General features: G+C 39.6%; 23 protein-coding genes. 5 read left to right on the top strand and 18 right to left on the bottom strand.

The genetic code is table 11. From position 1 onward, the window contains the following. Nucleotides 1-11: 11 nt before the first annotated feature. Nucleotides 12-1,445, bottom strand: a complete 1,434-nt coding sequence (gene gndA, locus AWM76_RS03635; RefSeq protein ID WP_003143525.1) for an NADP-dependent phosphogluconate dehydrogenase — start codon at nucleotides 1,443-1,445, stop codon at nucleotides 12-14. Nucleotides 1,446-1,673: 228 nt separating this feature from the next. Between gndA and AWM76_RS03630 the strand changes: the two genes are divergently transcribed. Continuing rightward, nucleotides 1,674-1,844, top strand: a complete 171-nt coding sequence (locus AWM76_RS03630) for a DUF4044 domain-containing protein (RefSeq protein WP_106427335.1) — start codon at nucleotides 1,674-1,676, stop codon at nucleotides 1,842-1,844. Nucleotides 1,845-1,914: 70 nt separating this feature from the next. Here AWM76_RS03630 and AWM76_RS03625 read toward each other — a convergent pair whose 3' ends face one another. The 8 genes from AWM76_RS03625 to AWM76_RS03585 form a co-directional block, all read right to left on the bottom strand. Continuing rightward, a complete protein-coding gene (locus AWM76_RS03625; protein ID WP_003143527.1) occupies nucleotides 1,915-2,409 on the bottom strand; it encodes a thiol peroxidase in 495 nt (164 codons plus the stop codon). Between the two features lie 95 nt (nucleotides 2,410-2,504). Continuing rightward, nucleotides 2,505-3,722: a tRNA uracil 4-sulfurtransferase ThiI gene (thiI, locus tag AWM76_RS03620; RefSeq protein WP_039935971.1), complete on the bottom strand. Its 1,218-nt coding sequence runs from the start codon at nucleotides 3,720-3,722 to the stop codon at nucleotides 2,505-2,507. Between the two features lie 13 nt (nucleotides 3,723-3,735). After that, nucleotides 3,736-4,881 (bottom strand): cysteine desulfurase family protein, encoded by a 1,146-nt coding sequence (locus AWM76_RS03615; protein WP_003143530.1) that lies wholly within the window; start codon nucleotides 4,879-4,881, stop codon nucleotides 3,736-3,738. A gap of 246 nt (nucleotides 4,882-5,127) precedes the next feature. Next, a complete protein-coding gene (locus AWM76_RS03605; RefSeq protein WP_003143533.1) occupies nucleotides 5,128-6,843 on the bottom strand; it encodes a septation ring formation regulator EzrA in 1,716 nt (571 codons plus the stop codon). A 254-nt stretch (nucleotides 6,844-7,097) separates the two neighbouring features. Beyond that, on the bottom strand, nucleotides 7,098-7,709 hold the full coding sequence (gene rpsD / locus AWM76_RS03600; RefSeq protein WP_003143535.1) for a 30S ribosomal protein S4: 612 nt from the start codon (nucleotides 7,707-7,709) through the stop codon (nucleotides 7,098-7,100). Nucleotides 7,710-7,931: 222 nt separating this feature from the next. Next, the gene (locus AWM76_RS03595; protein WP_003143537.1) at nucleotides 7,932-8,621 is read right to left on the bottom strand and encodes a 5'-methylthioadenosine/adenosylhomocysteine nucleosidase; all 690 of its coding nucleotides are present in this window, start codon (nucleotides 8,619-8,621) and stop codon (nucleotides 7,932-7,934) included. A 40-nt stretch (nucleotides 8,622-8,661) separates the two neighbouring features. Continuing rightward, nucleotides 8,662-9,522 (bottom strand): hypothetical protein, encoded by an 861-nt coding sequence (locus AWM76_RS03590; RefSeq protein ID WP_003143538.1) that lies wholly within the window; start codon nucleotides 9,520-9,522, stop codon nucleotides 8,662-8,664. Between the two features lie 12 nt (nucleotides 9,523-9,534). After that, complete coding sequence (locus AWM76_RS03585; RefSeq protein WP_003143539.1) at nucleotides 9,535-10,080, bottom strand: NUDIX hydrolase; 546 nt, start codon at nucleotides 10,078-10,080, stop codon at nucleotides 9,535-9,537. A 273-nt stretch (nucleotides 10,081-10,353) separates the two neighbouring features. Between AWM76_RS03585 and AWM76_RS03580 the strand changes: the two genes are divergently transcribed. The 4 genes from AWM76_RS03580 (at nucleotide 10,354) to AWM76_RS03565 (ending at nucleotide 13,272) form a co-directional block, all read left to right on the top strand. After that, a complete protein-coding gene (locus tag AWM76_RS03580; protein WP_003143540.1) occupies nucleotides 10,354-10,989 on the top strand; it encodes a 5-bromo-4-chloroindolyl phosphate hydrolysis family protein in 636 nt (211 codons plus the stop codon). A 12-nt stretch (nucleotides 10,990-11,001) separates the two neighbouring features. Further along, nucleotides 11,002-12,207 (top strand): toxic anion resistance protein, encoded by a 1,206-nt coding sequence (locus AWM76_RS03575; RefSeq protein WP_050774133.1) that lies wholly within the window; start codon nucleotides 11,002-11,004, stop codon nucleotides 12,205-12,207. A 102-nt stretch (nucleotides 12,208-12,309) separates the two neighbouring features. Further along, complete coding sequence (locus tag AWM76_RS03570) at nucleotides 12,310-12,555, top strand: GlsB/YeaQ/YmgE family stress response membrane protein (RefSeq protein ID WP_003143542.1); 246 nt, start codon at nucleotides 12,310-12,312, stop codon at nucleotides 12,553-12,555. Nucleotides 12,556-12,747: 192 nt separating this feature from the next. Next, on the top strand, nucleotides 12,748-13,272 hold the full coding sequence (locus AWM76_RS03565; RefSeq protein ID WP_003143543.1) for an HdeD family acid-resistance protein: 525 nt from the start codon (nucleotides 12,748-12,750) through the stop codon (nucleotides 13,270-13,272). Between the two features lie 685 nt (nucleotides 13,273-13,957). On the opposite strand, the gene AWM76_RS03560 is transcribed toward AWM76_RS03565, so the two are convergent. From AWM76_RS03560 to ftsA, 9 genes are all read right to left on the bottom strand, one after another. Then, nucleotides 13,958-14,170, bottom strand: a complete 213-nt coding sequence (locus AWM76_RS03560; RefSeq protein WP_003143544.1) for a cold-shock protein — start codon at nucleotides 14,168-14,170, stop codon at nucleotides 13,958-13,960. A 1-nt stretch (nucleotide 14,171) separates the two neighbouring features. Then, nucleotides 14,172-16,943: an isoleucine--tRNA ligase gene (ileS, locus tag AWM76_RS03555; protein WP_039935975.1), complete on the bottom strand. Its 2,772-nt coding sequence runs from the start codon at nucleotides 16,941-16,943 to the stop codon at nucleotides 14,172-14,174. A gap of 355 nt (nucleotides 16,944-17,298) precedes the next feature. Then, nucleotides 17,299-18,210, bottom strand: coding sequence for a DivIVA domain-containing protein (locus tag AWM76_RS03550; protein WP_003143546.1), 912 nt, complete (start codon nucleotides 18,208-18,210; stop codon nucleotides 17,299-17,301). Between the two features lie 12 nt (nucleotides 18,211-18,222). Next, nucleotides 18,223-19,014 (bottom strand): YlmH family RNA-binding protein, encoded by a 792-nt coding sequence (locus AWM76_RS03545; protein ID WP_003143548.1) that lies wholly within the window; start codon nucleotides 19,012-19,014, stop codon nucleotides 18,223-18,225. Between the two features lie 103 nt (nucleotides 19,015-19,117). Beyond that, nucleotides 19,118-19,369 (bottom strand): YggT family protein, encoded by a 252-nt coding sequence (locus AWM76_RS03540; RefSeq protein WP_003143549.1) that lies wholly within the window; start codon nucleotides 19,367-19,369, stop codon nucleotides 19,118-19,120. Continuing rightward, nucleotides 19,362-19,934 carry a cell division protein SepF gene (locus AWM76_RS03535; RefSeq protein ID WP_003143551.1) on the bottom strand — a complete coding sequence of 191 codons (573 nt, stop codon included), beginning with the start codon at nucleotides 19,932-19,934 and terminating at the stop codon, nucleotides 19,362-19,364. The genes AWM76_RS03540 and AWM76_RS03535 overlap by 8 nt, the downstream gene beginning before the upstream one ends. Before the next feature lie 15 nt (nucleotides 19,935-19,949). Next, nucleotides 19,950-20,630, bottom strand: a complete 681-nt coding sequence (locus AWM76_RS03530) for a YggS family pyridoxal phosphate-dependent enzyme (RefSeq protein ID WP_003143552.1) — start codon at nucleotides 20,628-20,630, stop codon at nucleotides 19,950-19,952. A 1-nt stretch (nucleotide 20,631) separates the two neighbouring features. Continuing rightward, nucleotides 20,632-21,900, bottom strand: coding sequence for a cell division protein FtsZ (gene ftsZ, locus AWM76_RS03525; RefSeq protein WP_003143553.1), 1,269 nt, complete (start codon nucleotides 21,898-21,900; stop codon nucleotides 20,632-20,634). 23 nt (nucleotides 21,901-21,923) lie between these two features. Next, a complete protein-coding gene (gene ftsA, locus AWM76_RS03520; protein WP_003143554.1) occupies nucleotides 21,924-23,363 on the bottom strand; it encodes a cell division protein FtsA in 1,440 nt (479 codons plus the stop codon). Nucleotides 23,364-23,550: the final 187 nt, after the last annotated feature.

Here is a 23,550-nt window from a genome sequence, read left to right as displayed (position 1 = left end):
CAAACCCAAAATTAAGCATCGATTTGTTCTTCTTTATCCCATAATAAGTGGTAAGAACCTTCAGCATCAACACGTTCATAAGTATGCGCACCAAAGTAGTCACGTTGAGCTTGAATGATGTTCGCTGGTAAAGTTTCTGAACGGTAGCTATCGTAGTATGACAAGGCAGATGTGAAACCAGGTACTGGAATACCAGATTTAATTGCTTCTGCTGCTACTTCACGAGTTGCTTGTTGATATTCTTTAGCAATATCCATAAAGTATTCATCCAATAAGATGTTTTCTAAGTCAGCATTGTTTTCGTAAGCGTCCATGATTTTTTCTAGGAAGCCTGCACGGATGATACATCCAGCACGGAAAATAGCTGCGATTTCTTTATAGTTCAAGTTCCAATCATATTCTTCTGACGCTGTACGGTATTGGTAGAACCCTTGCGCGTAAGACATGATTTTAGAGAAGTATAAAGCTTTACGAATTTTTTCAACGAAGTCATTTTTGTCGCCTTCGAATGCTGTATTTTCTGGTCCAGCTAACACTTTAGAAGCACGAACACGTTGGTCTTTCAATGCTGAAATGTAACGTGCGTAAACTGATTCAGTAATTGTTTGTAATGGTACACCAACATCTAATGCTGATTGAGAAGTCCATTTACCAGTACCTTTGTTACCTGCACGGTCCAAGATCACGTCAACCATTGGTTTACCTGTTTCTGGATCATGTTTTGTTAAAATATCAGCTGTAATTTCGATTAGGAAACTGTCTAATTCACCAGTGTTCCAATCTGCAAAATGATCAGCGATTTCTGTTACAGGTAAGTCTAAATGACGGCGTAATAAATCGTATGTTTCAGCAATTAATTGCATGTCACCATATTCGATACCGTTGTGAACCATTTTAACGTAGTGACCAGCACCGTTGGGGCCGATGTAAGTTACACATGGTTCGCCATCACTAGGCGCTTTAGCTGCGATTTGTTTTAAGATTGGTTCAACAATATCGTAAGCTTCTTTAGGACCACCTGGCATCAAGCTAGGGCCTTTAAGCGCGCCTTCTTCACCACCAGAAACACCCATACCAATGAAGTGGATACCAGAACCGTCAATTTCGTTAGAACGACGAATTGTATCTTGGAAGAATGTGTTTCCGCCATCAATAATGACATCGTCTTTATCTAATAATGGCATTAATTGACTGATTGTTGCATCTGTTGCTTTACCTGCTTGTACCATTAATAAGATGCGGCGAGGTTTTTCTAATGAATTCACAAACTCTTCCACAGTCTCAGTAAAAACTAAGTTTTTATCTGAATTTTCATCTACAACAGCTTTTGCTTTGCTGGTAGTACGGTTAAATACAGCCACCGTATATCCACGGCTTTCGATATTCAACGCTAAGTTCTTGCCCATTACGGCCATTCCGACAACACCAATATGTGCTTCAGTCATTTATTTTCCTCCTTAAGGTAACAACTTGATGATAAAACCTTCTCATATAGTATCAAATAATCTCATAATTTAAAAGTATCTCATCATAATCATAGTAAATTTAGCGCTTATTCATAATTCACTTCTTATTATACCACTAACTTGAAAATTTTCATTTAGAAGATACCGGAAGAAAGCAATATCCTTTTGTGTTATAATGGTCGAGAATTAAAAATGAGGAGTATTGATATGCGTAAAAGTCCAAAGAAACTTACACCAGAAAAACGTGGCTTCGATAAAATGTACAATAAAAAAGACAAGAAAACCGGTAAAATCTTTACTTGGATCATGTTAATCTTGATTCTATCATCAGTAGTCTTGTCCTTAGGATTTGCCTTATATAGCTATTTCGGTATTTAACAAATTGAATATACTAGTAAAAAAGGAGATGTGACAAAAGCGTCACACCTCCTTTTTACTATCTATTTTTTTACGCTAGTGAGTCAACTACTTGAATAGCACTTTCGTAATCTGGTTCGTTTGTTACTTCATTAACGATTTCTTTGTAAACAACATTACCTTCAGTATCGATAACGAATATTGCACGTGCTAATTTGCCTAGTTCTGGTAAGAAGATACCGTAGTCTTTACCGAATGCTGCTGCATCATTTAACATACGCATATCTGAATCATTTTCAGCTTTCCAGTTAGATAAAGATTTATCAGTATTCATTGATATTGTAGCAACTTCTACGCCCTCACCAGCTTGTTTAGCATAGTCGCTGATACGGTTTGATTGGATAGAACATACAGATGAATCAATATCTGGTACAACGGATAACAAAAGTACTTTACCAGCAAAGTCCGCTTTACTCACTTTGCCACCACTTACTTCATTCACCTCAAAATCAGGGGCCGCTTGGTTAACTTCTAACGGAGTACCTTCTAATTCTACAACTTCGCCTTTAAATGTAACAGTTGGCATAATGTTAATTCCTCCTTTGATTGATTAGCTTAAGTCTATCACTAGTATAACAATAACTTTAAAGAGAACTCAATTCAAAAGGGTTACCACTTACATTATAATAAGTCGCTAAAGGCGTCCGAATCTTCCTTGTTGCGCGATCCAGACATAATTTTTTCGCCCATAGCACCTTCAACAGCCCGTTGTACCAAACCTTCAATATCTAATTTTGCCTCGTAGTAGGCAATATCATCCAATTTTGGCTTAGTCTTTGGTGATGGTGGCGCAAAGACGGTACAACAATCTTCAAATGGTTGAATAGATAAGTCAAAAGTATCAATTTTTTGCGAAATATCGATAATTTCCAATTTGTCCATAGCGACAACTGGACGAATAATCGGCGTTGAAGTCACTTCATTAATAGCGAACATTGATTCTAGTGTTTGTGATGCCACTTGGCCAATCGATTCACCGTTTATAATCGCTAAGCCATTATATTGTTTTCGCAATTCATCTGAAATACGCATCATCATCCGGCGGGTAATGGTCATCAAGTAAGCTGGGTTCACATGCTCTTTAATGGCTTCCTGGGTTTCCGTAAATGGCACTTCCACAAAGTTAATCCAGCCACCAAATTTCGTCAGTTTTTCCGTTAAGTCCTTCGCTTTATTCAAGGCTTGTGGACTAGTATATGGTGGTGAGGCAAAATGGACAGCCGTGATCCGCATCCCACGTTTCATGGCTAAATATCCGGCTACCGGTGAATCGATCCCACCTGATAACATCAATACTGCATTTGCAGATGTCCCTACTGGTAACCCGCCTGCCCCGTTAATCCATTCTGACGATACCAAGAAATCTTGTTCGCGCACTTTGACACGAATGGTTAAATCTGGTTTCTTCATTTGAACTTTTAATTCAGGGAATTCTTCCGCCAAAAAGCCACCCAAGGCTTGGTTGATATCATTTGTATCCATTGAATAGTTGTGGTCTGAACGCGATGTTGCCACTTTAAAAGATTGCACGCCATTTTTAGCGATTTCAGCCTTCACTAATTTAACGGCTGCTTCTTTTAACGAGTCGAAATCGCGCTCTAATTCAATCGCTGGTGAGAAACTTTGAATACCAAATACCTTTTCCAAACCAGCAAGGACCTCATCTTGAGGCGCCCCATTTAATTCCATAAACATAAAGTCATATTGTTGGTTGATCTTAATGTCTGGGTATTCACTTAAAGCTTCGCGGATATTTCGGCCTAGGGTTGTCACGAAGTTACGCTTGTTCTTCCCCTTCGTCGATAATTCACCGTAGCGAATCATAATTAATTCTTTCATATTACCTCCCGGATTATTGAATGCGTTCAAATTTCTTCATTAGTTTCGTATATACATCGATAAATTGGTTGACTTCAGCCATGGTATTGTCTTTTCCAAAACTTAAACGAATGGCTTGTTTAGCCCAAACTGGATCCACCTTCATCGCCCCAAGTGTAGACGAGCTATTGTTGACGGCACGACTTGAGCAAGCACTAGTTGTAGACACGATGATATCCTCATCTTCCAAGGCATGAACCATCACTTCCCCGCGGACACCTTTTAAGGCGAAACATAGGACATGTGGCGCTGCATCTTCAGGACTAAAGACTTGGACAAGGTCTGTATGTTCGGCAAAAAAAGCGCGCAATTTGTCTTGCATAGCAACCTCTTTGGCCTTCACTTCCTTGGCTTCAGCTAGAGCCATCCGGAGGACTTTTGCAGTCGCTGCAATCCCCGCTAAGTTTTCAGTCGTTGACCGTTGGCCCATCTCTTGGCCACCGCCATCAAGCAAATGACTAATCAAACGGTTTTGTTTCTTATATAAAATACCGATGCCACGTGGGCCGTTAAACTTGTGGGCTGAAAAACTCATCAAGTCAACACGGTCATGGATTAATGGTTTTTCAAAAGTTCCGACACTTTGCACACCATCAACATGGTAATGGATGGTCGGATATTTTTCTAACAAGTCACCAATTTCAGCAATCGGTTGAATAGCACCAATCTCATTATTGACCGCCATTACAGATACTAAAATCGTCGTCTCTTTGATCGCCGCAGCCACATCTTCAACATGGACTTTCCCCAATTTATCAGCCGGTAGATAGGTAATCTCAAAGCCATTTTGACTCAAGGTTTCCATCGTATTACGGACAGATGGGTGTTCCACACTTGAAACGATAATGTGGTTACCGTGGTATTTCAGCTTTTCCATCGCGGTCCCTTTGATGGCCCAGTTATTCGACTCCGTACCACCTGAAGTGAAGAAGATTTCCGTTGATTGTGCGCCTAGCAAGTCGGCAACTTGTTTACGCGCTGAATTTAATAGTTTTGATGCTTCAGTCCCCAACTTATGCAAACTAGACGGGTTACCGTAATATGTCTGCATGACTTGTGTCATCGTTTGTAGTGCTTCCGGCGCAATTTTCGTCGTTGCGCTGTTATCAAAATAGATCATTTCTGACATGGTCGTTCCTTCCTTTTTCCCTTTTCAACTCTTAACATATTATAGCCATATATCACAAATTGCAAGTAGCTGGCCCCAAAGTAACCAACCTTAATTTGACAGCCTCTATCTGGAAAATAAATACCCGCTAAATAGCCTGGATTCATCCTTTTCCAACCTAAAGCTTATAGTTGATAAATAGCTACTACTGACTAAAAACAGCAAAAGACCGAGCACATGTCTCGGTCCTTTCTAAAATTAGCCTACTTGATTTTCTTGGTCATACTGCTGAATGATTTCTTGTCTTGCACCTGGTTGAATTTGGTCAACCGCTCGGGCAATATTTTCAAAGGCATCTTCGTATAAAAATTCTTTATCGAATAAATAATATGACCGTTCTATTACCGCGTTCAACTCTGGATGTTGCGGACGGTAACGGTTCGCGTATTGGATCGCTGACTCTGTTAATTGGGCAGCCCGGACCTGTTTTTCAGTTTCCTCATCCAAGTATTCAATCGCCTTGGCAATTTGATCGGTTAGATTTTCAATTTCTACCATGTCTAATTTCACGCGGTTTAATGATTCTGACAATTGATCAATGCGGTCGCTTGTATCGAAGAAGTAATCTAAGTACTCATCAGGCAAGCCTGGTAAATGATGAATTTCTACAGAACGCTTGATGTTACGAAAATCAAGTTCGAACATGTATAAGTCATCGCGCGCATCGCGCTCTCTTTGGCGTAAGTTAGCCAAAGCCACAACAATCGCTGATTGACCTTTGTCAATTTCAGCTAACTGGTCATAGATTTCACGATAACGTGTTTCCATATCTGAATAAGCAATTTGGTGTTCTGCTAATTGGTCATCTGTTGTTTTCAACACGTCTTTTTGCCGTTCAATTTGATCAGCGTATTCTTGCATTTTACCCATTTCATTGTCATACAATAGGTAATTTTGCGCTACACGGTCAATTTCTAATGCCCCATAGCGGTTGCTTTGTGTTACTTGTTCCAAGCGGCGTTGAATAGCACCTTGGTTTTTCCCAATATACTCTCTTGAAGCAATTTCTTTCTCCATCAAAGTATACGTATGGTCGATTTGTATCCCAGCAGCTTCCATAAGTTCAGCAGCTTGGGTCAAGTCTGCATCTGACACAGCCTTTTTAGCTTCAGCCACTTTCTTTTCAGAGGCAGAAATTTCTTTAGGAATATCAACATCAATTGGGAATTGGAAATTTTCCTCTTCCATATGTGCAAAACCTTGTTGCATATCGGCCACTTGTTCCACATATTCTTCGTTTAACTTGGTATACAAATTCGGAATCTTTTCCATCATTTGCTCTAATTCGTTCAAGTCAGCATCGATTTGTACCAGTGCTTCTTGAGCGCCTAGGAAATCACCATCATTCATTTGTTGGTGATACTTAGTGAAATCAAGTTCGATATAAGCTAAATGGTGCTCTAAGGTTTCTAGGGCATCGCCAAATTTATAGCCGTGTGCCAGCAATTGTTTACGTAAGGCTGCGTAGCGCTCGTAAGTTTCTTCATGCTTGTCTTCAGATGCTTTTTCACTGGCTAATATTTCAGTTAAACGGTCGTTGATGCCATTCACTTCATCCTTCGTTTCTTCTAGGATGGTTTCTACTTCGTCAGCAACACTTCTTGCTTTAACGATGTTGTATTTATCCGTGTAATCTTGGGCAGAGACTAATGCTGCCTCGATCTCTGGTAAACGAAAACGAGTGATGGTTTGCCACTTGGCTTGTTCACTCTCGTATACTCTACGCGTGGCTCCAGAAACATTCTTGTTGCGCAGTGTATATAGTTTGTCCGCTACCGGAGTAGACATGATCTCTTGTTTTTGCTCATCTAATGCAATATTGGCTTGAGTTTGTTTACGTCCTAAATAATAAATCAGTCCGTAACCAAGTAATACCAATATAATTAAGATTAACAATGCTATTAAAAACGGCACACGCACGCCTCCTTCTATCCGTTGATATTTTATAAAAATTTTTAAAGGTTATTTAACCCCTATATTATCATAATTCAAACAAAAAAAATATGCGTTATATTAAAATTGCATTTCAAATCAATCGATTAAACAGTTTCCAGCTGGAACCCTTTTCCCAGAATACAATTTCTCTAGTAAAATGACCACATTCATCTCAACAGTAAATAAAAAGGCCGGAACTAAGTCCGACCTTTTCAATAACAAGTTATCTAAAATTAGATTAATTTGTTGTAGTATTCAACGACTAGAGATTCGTCGATTTCTTGGTTCATTTCGTCACGTTGTGGTAAACGAATTAAAGAACCTTCTAATTTTTCAGCGTCGAATTGTACGTAAGGTACGTGACCATATAAGCCTTCAACTGCTTCTTTAATTACTTTAACGTCTTTAGATTTTTCACGTACAGAGATTACTTGACCTGGTTGAACGCGGAATGATGGGATATCAACACGTTTACCGTCTACAGTAATGTGACCGTGGTTTACTAATTGACGAGCTTGACGACGAGTAGTCGCTAAACCTAAACGGTAAACTACGTTATCTAAACGTTGTTCTAGTAAGATCATGAAGTTAACACCGTGTTTACCTTCTTTGATTTTACCAGCTTGAACGAATAAGTTAGCAAATTGCTTTTCATTCATGCCGTAGATGAAACGTAATTTTTGTTTTTCTTGTAATTGTAAGCCGTATTCAGATAATTTAGCACGACGACCGTTACCATGTTCACCTGGTGCGTATGGACGACGAGCGATTTCTTTACCAGTACCTGAGATTGAGATACCTAAACGACGAGAAACTTTCCAGTTAGATCCTGTAAAACGAGACATTATATATTCCTCCATAAAAATAAAATTTTGGAGTAAAATAACCTTTTAAATTGACCGCATTCGTGCATTTCACCTTAGCGCTTTCGTCTTCTGCAGCCGCAGACTACTTGGCTTACTGACGGTTGTCAGTGGTTGAAATGTTGACGAGCTTGCTTCAATTTTGCTGCATTATTTTACACGAATTCTATCATACCATTATTCTTGACCTTCGTCAATGATAACTTAATTTAAATGTTTTAAATAATTCAACGTCACTTTAGCGGCATTTTGCCCTGCCGTCACCACAAATTCATCAAAGACCACATTAGCGTCTTGTTGAGCAGTATCAGAAATCGCTCGAATGACAATACAATCAATACCAAACTGGTTGGCTACTTGTGCAACTGCAGCCCCTTCCATCTCAGCACATTGGGCTCCTCTGAAGGTTTGGTACAAGTCATTAACCTTGTTTGTATCGGCGATAAATTGGTCACCCGTTAGAATTAATCCTCTCGTAGCTGTTAAATCTGTCTCATGATAAGCATTTAAAAAGTCTTGGATCAAGTTTTCTGGTGCCTTGTAACGGGCTGGCATTGTAGGAACTTGGCCTAATTCATATCCAAACGCACGGGCATCCGCGTCATGGTACATCGTGGCTTCACCAATGACAATATCCCCAATTTGACGGTCTGGTGCCAGGGCCCCCGCTGACCCAGTATTGATGATTAAATCAGGGCTTGTTTGTGCAACTAAAGTCGTCGCGATTGCAGCATTCACTTTCCCAATCCCGCAACGGGCTACAACAATCTCGTGCCCTTGGTAGGATGTTGTCCATACTTCTGTTGACCCAACAATTTCACCAGCACTTAGGCCCAGGTGTTCTTTATAATAACCAATTTCTTCTTCCATTGGGCAAATAATTGCAACTTTCATCTATAATATACTCTCCTCTATTTGAATTGATTTAACTTAATTAAACATAAAAGGCGATGACGGTTAAAATGATAATCCCTAAAGTTAACAGGACAATCGCGATATTTAAGAAACGATCAATTTTAGTTGGCCCGAAGAATGACTTCCCTTTGCTAGCCTCTTTACCATCCGCATCTACTTGACCTGTATGTTGACCAAACTGATTTGCCTTTTCCGGATTTGCTTCAGCATAACTTGTACCAACAAAAGCTGGTTGTGATTGGCCAATTCCTTCATTATCATTTGCTAATATGTCGTCATCTCTTTCAGCCTCTAATACTTCCTCTGAAGGACCAAAAAGGCGTTGTCTAAATGACAGCCGTTTTTTATTTTCTTTAGTAGTCTCTGCTACTAAGGGTTCTTCCGCAAGTGGCGTCGACGTTCTAGCAGCCGTCACAACATGGTCGTCTTGGTTGGTCCAATCGCCCTGACCAGCATAATTGCGGTCATTTGGCCCTTGGTTTGTCGCAGAAGAATTTGGATTTAATCTATTGGAATTTGGTCGTTCAGGTCTAGATACCTGGTCAGCTGAGCTGGATTTTCCCCGACTAGCTTTTGCCTCCTGACGCTTCTTTTCATATAAAGCCTGGTTAAGCATATCCGCAGAAAATTTCCTTGGCGCATCAAAGTCTTCCTCCTGCTTAAAAACTTGGGTATTACCCGACGTTGCATCGTGGTTAAAGGCTGCTGATTTTTTGTGACGTGCATCACGAGATGTATTATATGTCGTTGATTCACCTGGTCGCTTATTTTCTTGTATTTCGTCTGCAATTTCACTACCCGTTTTGTTGGCGTGGTCAATTTTATTTTTCAAAGCTCGGTACTGTGCACGTGTTAATTGTGGTTCCTCATCTGGCGTCATATATGTCACCTACTATCCTTGTAATGTTAACATTTGCCAATATTGAATGGCGTAAATGGTCTTCATATCTGAAATTTCTCCTGAGGCAATGGCTGCTTTCGCTTGGTCAAAGTCCAGGTATACGAGTTCGATATTTTCATCGTCGTCTTGTACGGGTGGTTCTGGTAAGTCAGTAACATTTTGGCAGGCATACATTTGAATGAATTCATCATTATAACCTGGCGTCACATAGAACCCGTCTAGTTGCTGCCAATTTTCAGCAGCCATACCAGTTTCTTCCGCAAATTCTCGTTTAGCGGCCACCAATAAATCTTCATTAGGATCTACTAATCCAGCTGGTACCTCTAAACTAACTGCTTCAATCCCTTTTCTATACTGACGAACTAATACAATTTTATCGTCCTTTAGGGCGAAGATACCAACTGCCGGTCCGTGGAAAATAAGTTCACGATCTGCAAGTTCACCATTTTGCAAACGGACTTGATGTTTCTCTAAGTTTAGAATTTTTCCTTTATATAAGGTTTCTTTCTTAATTGTTTCTTCACCAAATGTCATCATGATCAACCTTTCTTAAACATTATATTTGTACTTTACTGTTATATGTATATTTACTGTAATTTAGCTTGTAATTTTGATGGCTACTCCACTTCATTTTAGCATTTTTATCTAAAATATGGGTTAGAACGCGAAATTTTAGGGATTTATTTACTTTTTCAGCTTGCTCCTATTCTATAGGAATAGACTAGTATTTTTAAATAAGACTAGAGGCCGATGTTGATTGATAACCTGTCAGATATAATGGAATTAAATCAATCAAAGGAGTGACTAAACATGAATCGCCCACTTCAATACATCGCAAAAATTGGTCAATATCCCCTTTACTGGCCGATGAACGTGACAATCATTTTTCTATTGTTTGTATTTGGTGCCCCCTATTATCAAATTACCTTCTGGGTGTTGGCACTATCTTTCCTAGTCTTTGTGATCAATAATATTTATACGGCAAATATCGCTACCCACCTAAGCAACCGTAAAAAATATAAACTAGGACAGGTGCCCAAATCAAGAAAAGCCATCTATGGGGAAGCTGACTTAACTGACCAAGAGATTCATTTTTTCCGGTCAGAAATGGCTGAAGCCTTGGATAATATCGAAACCATCTTGGAGTATGAAAACTACAATACCCATTTAAATATGGTATTCAAACGGTATGATACAAGCAAAGTCTTGAAAAGTTTTTTCCAAGCCATTACAAAAGCGCCAGATCGTTTAAACCATGCGACTGATTTCCTATATCATGTGCTCCCAAATTTAAAGGGCGCACTTGAACAATATATGGCCATTAATCAAGCAATGGATAAATCGCCACGAAAAATTCAAAAGTTAACGAGTTTACGTGAGGAAATCGCAGACTTGGCCCAGCAAGCGCAAAGTTTATTCGATAGCTTCACTAATGAACCTGAGTAAAGGAGAACCATGATGACAGAAGACAAAAACCAACCATTAAACAAACAATCGGATAATATTTCTAAATCAGTAGATGATTTAATCGCCAACCCCTTCCAAGATGCGACTTTAGCTAATTCGCCTTTAGAAAACTTGGCGAATACCGATGAAGAAACGGGCATGGAACAGACGATTTACCAACAATTATCTAAAGACCGCCAGGACCAGGCTCAGGCATTATCTGAAAAAATTGATGCTAGCGATAGCCAATCAATCGTTTCCTATGGTGCCATGGCCCAAAAACAAATCGGTGATTTCTCACACCAAATCATCGCTCAAGTACAAAACCAGGACTTAGACGTTGTTGGCGAACAGTTGCGTGAATTATTAGCCCGCTTGAATGATACTGACCCAAGCCAATTGACCAACCAAAAGCAGAACCGCATTCAACGTTGGTTTAAGAAACAAAAGGCCTCTTTATATGAGATGAATGCCAAATATCAAAAAGTTGGCTACCAAATTGATGAAATCGCTGGTCACCTAACCCGTCAAAAGAATGGTTTATTAAATGATAACCTGCAACTGGATAGTTTATACCAACAAAACTTGGAATTCTTCGAAGCATTAAATGTCTACATCGCTGCTGCTCAAATCAAAGCAGAACGACTACGCCAAGAAGAGTTACCTGCCCTAAAGAATCAGGTAACTAGTGAACATGACCAAATGACCATTCAAAAAATTGCCGACTTAGAGCAATTTATTAACCGACTTGAAAAACGAATCTACGACTTGGAGTTAACACGTGAAATTACCATCCAACAAGCACCTCAAATTCGTTTAATTCAAAATGCCAACCAAAACTTGGCTGAGAAAATCCAATCGTCTATTTATACAGCCATTCCTTTATGGAAAAACCAAATTGCTATCCAATTATCCCTATACCGTCAAAAAGATGCTTTGGATGCACAAATCGCTGTTACAGATACCACTAACCAATTGTTAACAGAGAACTCTGAATTGTTGAAACAATCATCACTTGAAACAGCAAGACAGTCTGAACGTGGTGTTGTAGATATTGAAACCTTGAAACATTCACAACAAAACCTGATCGATACCATAACTGAAACCATGCAAATTCAAGAAGAAGGTCGGGCTAAACGTCTGCAAGCTGAACGTGAAATGGTACAAATGGAAAATGAATTAAAACAACATTTACTTAATGGCGGTCAAAAAAAATAAAATGATTATTTTAGAGTGTTATCATTTCATCTGATTTAATCCATATGTTAAAATGTATATATGGACAACAAGTCCAATACAAAATGAAATGGAGGAATTATCATGGGCTGGTTATGGTCTTTAATCGTCGGTGGACTTATTGGTTGGGGTGCAGGTGCAATCCTAGGTAAAGATGTTCCTGGGGGCATTATCGGTAACATCATCTGTGGTATGTTAGGTTCTTGGGTAGGATCTACTTTCTTACAAGACTTTGGTCCTGTAATTGGTGGATATGCAGTTGTCCCATCTCTAATCGGATCAATCGTTTTAATCTTAGTATTAAACTTTATCCTTAAACGTACTAAATAAGATGCGTAAGCATTATTGAAACACCGAAGCAAGAGCAATCTAAATTGCTCCTGCTTCGGTGTTTTATATTTTGGTAATTTAGCGGTAATTATTTCACTTATAGTATAATTTCTCGCAAAAAAAAATAATTATTGCGGTCATAATAATATTATGTTATCTTAAATATAACTTATAAAGAAAGGAAATAGAACAATGGAAAATAACAGCAAGCGCTTTTCATGGACTGAATTATTACTTGGTATTATCTATGTAATTGTTGCATTTATTGCATTTAACAATCCGATTGCAATTCTACTATCAATCGTTTATGTATTTGGTATGACAATGATTTTTGGTGGTATCATCGCCCTAATCGCACGCAATAGTTTAAAAGAACGTTTCGGATTTGCTTTAACAGGATCACTTATTTTAGCTATCTTACGTATTTTCTTTGGGATTCTAATTCTTTTTAACGTAGAAATTGGTTTCATCACTATTCCAATTCTATTCGCTCTATGGTTCATCACTGAATCAATCACAGCAATTGTATTGACTCGTGGTATCAAGCCATTCTCAACAGCTTTATATTGGATTGCTTTAATCATCGCAATCTTCTCATTAATTATCGGTCTATACTTATTATTTACACCAGTTGCAACATTAGCTATCTTGCCATTCCTAGTAGGTATGTACTTCCTTACAAATGGTTTCGAACTAATCGTAGCAGCTTTCGTATAATCAGGATTGTTGCAGTAAAAAAACGCTAGTCGGATGTATTTCCGGCTAGCGTTTTTCTTGTATTTGGGGAGCAACTTATGTTCTTGAGTTAGATACTATTGATTGATTTTATGCTATTGCGTCTAATAAGCGAAATTTGGGTCAATCTATTCATTTATTACTGGTAAGAGATGAAGGATTTTTAGGGTTTTCATCTATTGGGTAATATAAGTAAAAATTTCCAATTATGCTTCACCTATATATTGATATAGGTGAATATTGCCAATATTTTTCACTTATTTGGCTAGATAAGTGAAATTCACTGCAAATAAAAAGTGGCGGGGACAAAAAATTAAAATCATAGATTTATAAGAATTTTTTCAAAGTAAAAGGCGTACACAACTCTTATTAAGAATTGTGTACGCCTTTTTAGAGGCCTTTTGTCCCAGCTTCTTTTCTTCTCATCCTATAGTCGAGTTCGCTTGGGCAGACAGGTCTCCACTTCAGACTATATTGCGCCACACACTGCGTGCGTCTCTGCTATAGTCTTCCACTGGTGGCTTTCTGAGCGTCGGTCCTCACATCCTATTAAGTCGAGTTCGGAAAAGCACCCCTCTTCCCACTTCAGATGAACTTGTTGATGACTACCGTCATCAACATCGTTAATCTTCCACTGGTTGAGGGCTGAACGCTTTTCCTCTCATCCTTATTTTAAGCTGATGTTTACTGCTTGTGGTCCGCGTTTTCCTTCTGCAATTTCGAAGTGAACTTTTTGTCCAACGGTTAGTGATGATTGTTCTAAGTGAAGTAATGCTGAAAAATGAACGAAGATGTCACCTTCCTCAGGAAAATCAGGTAATTCTATGAAACCAAAGCCTTCTTTTTCATTAAAAGTCTTTACAATGCCGTAATAGGTCATCTTAATTCTCCTCTTCAACTAAAGCTTCAGGATAGTGGTTGATGACGATGTCTGCACAACGTGCACATAGGTGAGGTGCTGCTTCAATTGTACCGACTTCTTCTTTCACGGCACGACAACGTTCACAAGTTGCACCTAATGCGTGTTCGATGTCGATTGTATATGCGTCTTCGCCTAAGTTATCGACTTGGTGAACATCTAATTGAGAAACCATTAAGTAAGTAGCTAAGTCTTCACCAACGCTGTCTAATAATGCCTTTGTATCAGCATTTGCGTGGATGTGTAATCTCGCTTCTAATGATTTACCGATGACTTTTTCTTCACGGGCTTTTTCTAATGCTTTGTTGACATCTGATCTGAAGTCCATGAATGCAGACCATTTCGTGTTCAACTCATCTGCATTGTCATAAGTTACCACTTCAGGGAAGTCAGCTAATTGCGCGTATGCTTCCTCTTCTTGTAGGTATGTCCAGATTTCTTCAGTTGTATGTGGAATAACTGGTGTCAGTAAAGTCGTTACGGCTTTAGCCACTGCATACATAACTGTTTGCATGTTACGACGTTGTGCTGATTCTGGTAATTCAATGTAAACAACGTCTTTAGCGTAGTCTAAGTAGAAGTTAGACATATCTAAAGTTAGGAAGTTGGTGATTTCATGGTTGACTGTCATAAAGTCGAAAGTATCGTAAGCATGACGTACATTGCGCACCATTTCGTTTAGACGGTTCATCATGTATTGGTCAATTGATGCTAGATCTTCATAGGCTACTGCATCTTTTTTCGCATCAAAGTCATACAAGTTTCCTAGCAAGAAACGTACAGTATTACGGATACGACGGTAGTTTTCAGCAACTTGACCTAAGATATCGTCAGAGATACGGACATCGTAGTAAGTGTCTACTGAAGATACCCAAAGACGTAAAATGTCTGCCCCACGTTGCTTGATGACGTCGTTTGGTGACACTGTGTTCCCAATTGATTTGGACATCTTGCGGCCTTCACCATCGTTAACGAATCCTTGAGAAAGAACTGAACGGTATGGTGCTTCATTGTTCACTGCAACTGATGTTAATAGTGATGAATGGAACCAACCACGGTATTGGTCAGAACCTTCTAAGTACATGTCAGCTGGGAATGTTAGGTCTTCACGTGTGCGTAATACGCCATGGTGAGATGAACCAGAGTCAAACCATACATCCATGATATCCATTTCTTTGGTGAATTCACCGTTTGGCGATGCTGGGTGCGTAAAGCCTTCTGGTAATAAGTCTTTCGCTTCGCGCTCAAACCAGATATTTGAACCGAATTCGTCAAATAGGTTGGCTACATGTTCGATTGTTTCTGGTGTACATACAGGTTCGCCATTTTCTGCGTAGAAGATTGGCAATGGAACACCCCAAACACGTTGACGTGAAATTACCCAGTCTTTACGGTCACGGATCATGTTGTAGATACGTGTTTGACCAGATGGATGCCACCATTTCACTTCATTATCGATGACGTCTAAAGTCCGTTCACGAATTTTTTCTACTGAACAGAACCATTGTGGTGTTGCACGGTAGATAACCGGTTTTTTAGTACGCCAGTCATGTGGGTAAGAGTGAGAGAAGTAATCTAGTTTTAGTAAACGATTATTTTCTTTCATTTTTTCGATTGAAATCTCGTTACCTTTTTCGTAGAAGATACCTTCAAAACCTGGTGCTTCATCTGTAAAGTGACCTTGGTCATCTAATGGTGATAGAACATCTAAGTTATAGTTCAAAGACGCAAAGTAGTCATCTTCCCCGTGCCCAGGCGCCGTATGGACTAAACCAGTACCTGATTCAGTTGTTACATGGTCACCTAAGATTAGCAATGAGTCACGGTCGTAATATGGATGTTCAGCAACCATATACTCCAAGTCATGACCTTTAACTGGTTCGCCTTCAACTGTGTAATCTACCCATTCTAATTCTGTTGCTAGGCTATTCACTAAGTCAGTTGCAACCACAAATTTACGGTCAGCAACAGCGACTACAGAGTATTCAAAGTTTGGATTTACAGCGATAGCCATGTTAGATGGAATAGTCCAAGGTGTTGTTGTCCAGATAATGAATTCTGTATTCTCTGGTAATTTGCCTTTTGTATCACGTGCTTTAAAGGCTACGTAGATTGAAGGTGATTCAACGTCTTGGTATTCAATTTCAGCTTCAGCCAAAGTAGATTCTGAAGATGGTGACCAATAAACTGGTTTAGCCCCTTTATAGATCAAGCCTTTTTCATACATGTCACCGAATAAACGGATTTGTTGCGCTTCAAATTCTGGTGCTAATGTCAAGTATGGGTTCTCCCAGTCACCCGCAACACCTAAACGTTTGAAGTCATCACGTTGGCCGTTAATTTGTTTCCAAGCATACTCTTCACATAATTTACGGAATTCAGCAACTGTCATTGACTTACGGTCAACACCTGAATTGGTTAAGGCTTGCTCGATTGGTAAACCGTGCGTATCCCAACCCGGTACGTAAGGTGAACGGAAGCCAGACATAGATTTTGAACGGATGATAATATCTTTAGAGATTTTATTCATGGCATGTCCAATATGAATGTTCCCGTTTGCATATGGAGGACCATCATGTAGGACCCAAGGTGTTTTATCTTTATTTTTTTCCTGACGTTGTGCGTATACGTCTTCTTCGTTCCACTCAGCTTGGCGCTCTACCTCTTTAACAGGTAGATTACCGCGCATTGGGAATTTTGTTTTTCCTAAATTTAATGTTTCTTTCATTTTCATCGCGTAATGCCCCCTCATCGATTTCCTAGAAATAAAAAAAGCCCCGTCCGCAAAAGGGACGAAGCTACCGTGGTACCACCCAGATTTCGTATACCACAAATAATGCGGTATACACTCAATAACTTTATCGCAGTCAACGGTTTACCTACTTGGGCAATAACGCATTACCTGTTCAACAAACTACTCCTGGATGATAATAAATAACTTTTCTCGCTCTAATTCGCAGCTAACATAGATTCTCTTTCGATCAATTACGTTATTTATTGTGTTCCACTCTACGTGTTCTATTTCCATACGTCATAATATTACTATAAAAATATTGTAAAAACAACTTTTGTCGCGCAAATACTCCTGATTATTCTTCAGATTTATCTGCTGCATTGGTCAAATCAGCTTCTGTTGACTCGGATTGTACCAGTTCGTCTGTCACATCTTCCGCGTCAGTTGTTGGCTGGTTTGTATCAGTTTGATCAGTATTATCAGTTGCTACCGCTTGTGTTCCTTCAGCCGCATCAGGTGTATTTTCTGAACCAGTATTTTCTGATGAAGCAGTTTCTACAGATTCGCTAGCATTTTCTGCTACAGCACTTGTTTCTGCTTCCTCTACTACCGGTTCACTGTCTTCAAAACCACTAAAAACTGGCGCAATAGCTGGAATATCATTGTTAAAGAACTCTTCTTTACGTTGTTCTTTTTCAGCTTTTTCAGCAGCTGCCTCAAAGATTGCTTCCCCTTTATTTGACCGTACTGGTAGATCATAATCTTTCACCACTTCATCTAATTGTGGCGTCAGCACATCACCAACTGGTTTTTCAAAGAATAAGTTCTCCCAACGTGGGTCTTCGTACATATCTTTGGCTTGTAAAATCATACCAAAAGATTGGTGCAAGTAAGTACGAGCAGCTTCTTGTAGATTATCTGTTTCCGTATTAATAACAGCCGCTTTCTCAGCAGCTTCAGCAAGCAAACGACGGGCTTCTTCTTCAGCACGTTCTACAATTAAAGAGGCTTCATTTAACGCTTCTTCACGCAAACGGTCAGCTGCTTCTTGGGCCACAAAAATTGAACGGTTAACTGTCGCTTCCTTGCGGTGGGCAGCATCCAATTCTTTATTCGCTTCGTTTAATTGGTCTTGTAATGATTTATTTTGTTCCTCTAACTTCTCCATTGAGACACGGACTTTATTCAAATAGTCATCTACCTCAGCTTTACCGTAACCTGAGATTTTCTGTTTAAATTTCATATTTTTAATTTCTGATGCGCGCATAAAATTAGCCTCCTATTTGTTTTTAATGATCTCAATCGCTACTCTAATCTTACCCTTTTTGGTTTCCATTTGGGTAGCCACATATTTCAATCGGCCATAGCCTCGTACTGAAGCAATGTCCCCTGGATTTAACTGCCTTTTCGCGTCTTGCACTTGCGCCCAATTGAGTTTAGCAGCGCCACCCTCAATCAGTGACTTGGCCTTCGCTCTTGGGATTCTAAATCCATCTGAAATTATCGTATCAAATCTTAATGAAGAAAGTGTGATTTCCATGGGTTGCCAGTCAGATTTTGGTTGACTAATTTGGTCAAAATGATCAATTTTCACTAACCTGACTTTGGAGCCACCTATCTTATCCATTTCAAAGCTAAGAAAATCGGCGATTTTTTCATCGACAAAGAATTGCCATTTCTCCCCAGCCTGGATAATATCTCCGATACGGTTACGTTCAACCCCTTGTCCTAGAATTGTGCCAAGAATTTGCCGGTGCTCAATCGTATTGAACTTACTGGCATAATGAATATCAAAGGGGGTAATTTCAAAATCAGCCGGTTGAATTTCGTAATAAGTCGGCGCTAATACACACCGTTGATTCTCCGCATTCGGATAGCCACCGAAAAATTCATAATGAATTTCATCGTCTTGGCCAATGATCATTGATACAATGGCCACTTCTCTTGGATTCAAAAACGGGGTCACTACCGGTGCATATTGGTCTAAGACCAGATTCATCCAGTCCGTCACTTTTTCAACAAAGGCATGTTCGTCTGGTTGAAAGTGTTGTAAAACTTCATAGTTTGCCAAGAGTTGTCCATCCCTTTCTATCAGTTACTTAGTTCTATTATACAAAAAAATCGGGTAGATACCTAGACCTACCCGTTTAATTTAAAAGTTATTATTGTTATGGTTAACGTAAAATATTTAAGCCATTAGAAGCTAATTGTAAGACAAGTACACCCACAATCACTGAAAATGAAATGCCTCCTAAACTAGGTAGGATACTATCAAAGAATGATAAATAAGGGTATGCTAGTCGGTCAATGATTTGACCAAATTTAGAATCTCTAGCTCCTGGGAACCAAGATAATAAAGCATATATCACTAACACTAGTGTATAGACATAGATTAAATCTTGAAGAATGTTCACTAAATTATTCACGACTCTCCCCCTCTCGATCCCAAATATTACCACGGTCGCGAGATGCCTTGCCATGTGTATTTGTATATTCTTCATACAAACCTTCAATTTGTACGGTTTCTGGTACGGCAATAAATACGTCAGTGGCTACACGTTGTAAGTCGCCATTAATGGCATACACAACACCTGTCATATAATCGACAAATCGACGTGCATCTTCATCTGACATTTGTGCCAAGTTTAAAACCACTGATTTACCGCCCAAAAGTGATTGACTGATTCGCTCAGCTTCAGCAAAAATGCGTGGTTTAAAAATTTCTACTGTTGCCACGTTTTTACGAGACTCACTTAAATTCACTACATTATTTCGCGTTGCATCGTTTGCCATCGTTTTGTTTTGCTCCTTAGTTGGTTGTTCAAATGTAAAGTTTGTTTGACTGGTCTGAGCAGCTTTAGATGGATTTTCAGCAACTGACGCTTCAAACTGCTTTGAATCACTAGTATCAACCGACTCTTGCTCATAGTAGTCTTCTTCAAAATCATCTTCATTGTCAAAGAAATTTGCAAAAAAGTCTTTAAAACCCATATTGGACGCCTCCGTTTACTCGGTTTCTGTGTTAAATATAGCTGAACCTACTCTGACAAAATCAGCGCCCTCAGCGACCGCAATCGGGTAATCACCTGACATCCCCATGCTCAAATGTTGGCATGGTGCATAGGCTTTACCCATAGCTTGCACTTGGTCGCGCAATTGACGTAAGTTGGCAAAATAGCCGTGAATTTCTTCCTCACTAGCATCAATCGGCGCCATCGTCATCAAGCCCACAATCTTTACTTTAGGGAACTCCGCCACTGCTTCGATAAAGGCAGCAATCTCAGTCGGTGCAATACCGTGCTTAGATTCCTCGCCAGAAACATTGACCTGTAGGAAACATTTAATGACCTTATCCGCCCGCTTGTTAATCTCCTTGGCCAGTTTTATCCGGTCAAGAGCATGGAAATAGTCGATTTCATTAATGACATCTTTGACCTTACGAGTTTGCAAGGTGCCAATTAAATGCCATACAATATCATCTGCCATAGCTGCAGATTTTTCCTGAAAGCCTTCTGGACGATTTTCTGCAAAATGTCTCACGCCTGCATCATATACTGTGTTTGCTTCATCTATTGAATGGTACTTAGAAACACAAATCAGCGTCACATCACTGGACGATAACGCTGATGATTGTTGTGCATTTGCAATAATGCCCTCAATAGACTGCACGTTATTGCGAATTGTCATATTAACGACGACGCTTTCTGAAGAATGGCGGTGTATCTAACTCATCGTCATCTGAGTTGTGTGATGAGTAATCATTTTCTACAGGTGCAGATGGTGCGTCATCAAAAGTTCTGCGTGAACGGTTTGAATCTTCATAACGGCTGCTGTCGAAGTCACTGAATATGTCGCGGTTTTCTTCTTGGCGACGTTCAGTCACTTGTTTTTCTTTAAAGTTGTCTGGTTGGTTAGCGAAGTCGCGACCTGAACTTTGTTGGAAAGCTGAGTGGCCACCAGAACGTTTAGCGCGTTTTTCATCGCGACGTTTTTCAGTATCAATACCAGTTGCGATAACCGTTACGATAACTTCGTCTTCTAAGTTTTCAGCAATTGTAGTACCAAAGATGATATTTACTTCTGAAGAAGAAGCTGCTGCCACGATATCCGCTGCATCTTGTGCTTCGAATAATGTTAAGTCGTCGCCACCTTTAATGTTTAATAGGATTTGCTCAGCACCATCAATAGACACTTCTAATAATGGAGATGAGATAGCTTTCTTGGTTGCTTCAGCTGTACGGTTTTCACCAGTAGAAGCACCGATCCCCATTAAAGCAGTACCTTGGTCAGCCATTACTGTACGAACGTCAGCGAAGTCTAAGTTTACGTAACCAGGTGCCGTAATCAAGTCAGAGATACCTTGAACACCTTGACGTAATACGTTGTCAGCTTCACCAAATGCTTCACGCATAGGTGTTTTCTTGTCAACGATTTCTAATAGACGGTTGTTTGAGATAGTTACTAAAGTATCCACGTGTTGTTTCATTTCTGCGATACCTTGAGCAGCAGAGCGACCACGTTTTGGTCCTTCAAAAGTGAACGGACGAGTTACAACACCAACAGTTAAAGCGCCGATTTCCTCTTTAGCGATACGGGCTACGATTGGCGCTGCACCAGTACCAGTACCACCACCCATTCCGGCAGTGATGAAGATTAAGTCAGCACCCTGTAATGCTTCGCGGATTTGGTCTTCTGATTCTTCAGCAGCTTTAGCCCCAACTTCTGGTTGAGCACCAGCACCTAAACCACGAGTCGATTTAGGTCCAAGTTGGATTTTAATATCAGCTCTTGAGTTTTTCAAAGCTTGTGTATCAGTGTTTGCTACGATAAATTCAACGCCACGTACGTTCTCTTCGATCATACGGTTAACCGCGTTGTTACCACCACCACCGACACCAACTACCTTGATTGATGCGTTATTCATATCCATGTTTTCGTATTCGAATTCCATATCCATTTTATATCCTCCTGGTAATTAAATTAAACAAAAAAGTCTTTGAAGAAATTTTTAATTTTATCAACTGGGCTTTCTTCTTCGCCCGTTTCAGTTTCGTCATTTAATTCATCGTATTGGCTAGCTGGTCTTTCTTCATAATAAGTTTGTTCAGTATTAGAAGGCGATACGCTAGGTTTATCGTTTTCACTATCATCATTTACTTGCTTGTAATTGTCAACTGATTCTGTTTGCTTTGTGCTAGCAACTGGTTCACTACGAGCAGGTGCTGGGTGACTAGTCCGAGTACTTGGAGCGACTTTTACTTGTTGCCCGTTATCTTGTGCTAAATGATGGATATCATCCAACTGTGCCACATATTGAATTAAACCAACAGCTGTGGTAAAGATTGGGTTACGCAAACCAACATATTCTGGGATGTAATAACGCACTTCATGGCCAAACACTTCTTCAGCTAAATCTAATACACCAGGTAATGATGCTGCCCCACCGGTCACAATAATGCCACCTGGTAAAGCAAAGGCTTCGATTTTATCTAGAGGTTTTTTCAATGTTTCGAATATTTGACGTTCCCGAGCTTCAATAATTTCAGCTAAGTAATGCTCACTCACACGTTCTGGATTCGCCTTACCAATCGTTTCAACTGGGAAGAATTCTGAATCGTTCGTATCTTTAGGTAAAGCATAGCCATATTCTAATTTTATTTGTTCAGCGTTTTCAATTGAGGTATTCAATATAGTTGAGATATCTTTTGTAACAAGTTCCCCACCTTCGTGGTCAACTGTCGCAAATTTCAATTGATCATCGTGGAATACAGACACACTTGTTTGTCCGCCACCCATGTCAATTAAGATTGTCCCAAACTCACGTTCACTCTTACTCATCGCAGCGTATGCATTTGCATAAGATTGGACAACTAGGTCCCGAATATTCAATCCTGCCATTGCCACACAACGACGAATATTATGAACAAGTGTTTTTGGACCAGTGACCAAACTAGCGTATAACTCTAGTCTGACACCAATCATACCACGTGGGTCTTTAATGTTGTCAAAGCCATCAACAATGAATTCCTCCGGCATCACTGAAATAATTTCTCTTTCAGCTGGTACTGAACGAACTTTTGCTGCCGCTAAAACGTTTTTGACGTCCTTATCTGTAATCTCTCTGTTGTCATTTGACACTGCGATCATACCGTAACAAGGTTCGATGTTCACCTGATTACTAGGAACGGCTACAATGACGTCATTAATTGTATAATTTGCTTTTTGTTCGGCTTTTTTAATTGCGCGCTTGATAGACTCAACAGTCTTATCAATATCTACAATCACACCTCTACTGAGTCCTTGTGACCGCTCGTGACCTACTCCAATAACATTAATTTGTTGGTTTACATATTCTGCAACTACTACTTTTATTGAAGTGGTTCCAATATCTAAACTTGCAAAAATTTCTGGCTGAACCATGTTTATTGAAACCTCCTAGAAAATTTAATATTTAATCGTATCGTTACTATTTTAACATAGACAGCACTAATTACCAACGGAATTACCGTTAGTTTCTAATAGAAATTGTTGACATAGCCACGGTCTATCAATAGTGATGACGTTTTCCTACTCGCAAATGATTTTAATTGCTTTCACATAATTTCGC

This window comes from Aerococcus viridans, assembly GCF_001543285.1.
GTDB lineage: Bacteria > Bacillota > Bacilli > Lactobacillales > Aerococcaceae > Aerococcus > Aerococcus viridans.
Note: the sequence above shows the minus strand (reverse complement) of the source record. Positions and strands in the feature narration are given on the sequence as shown.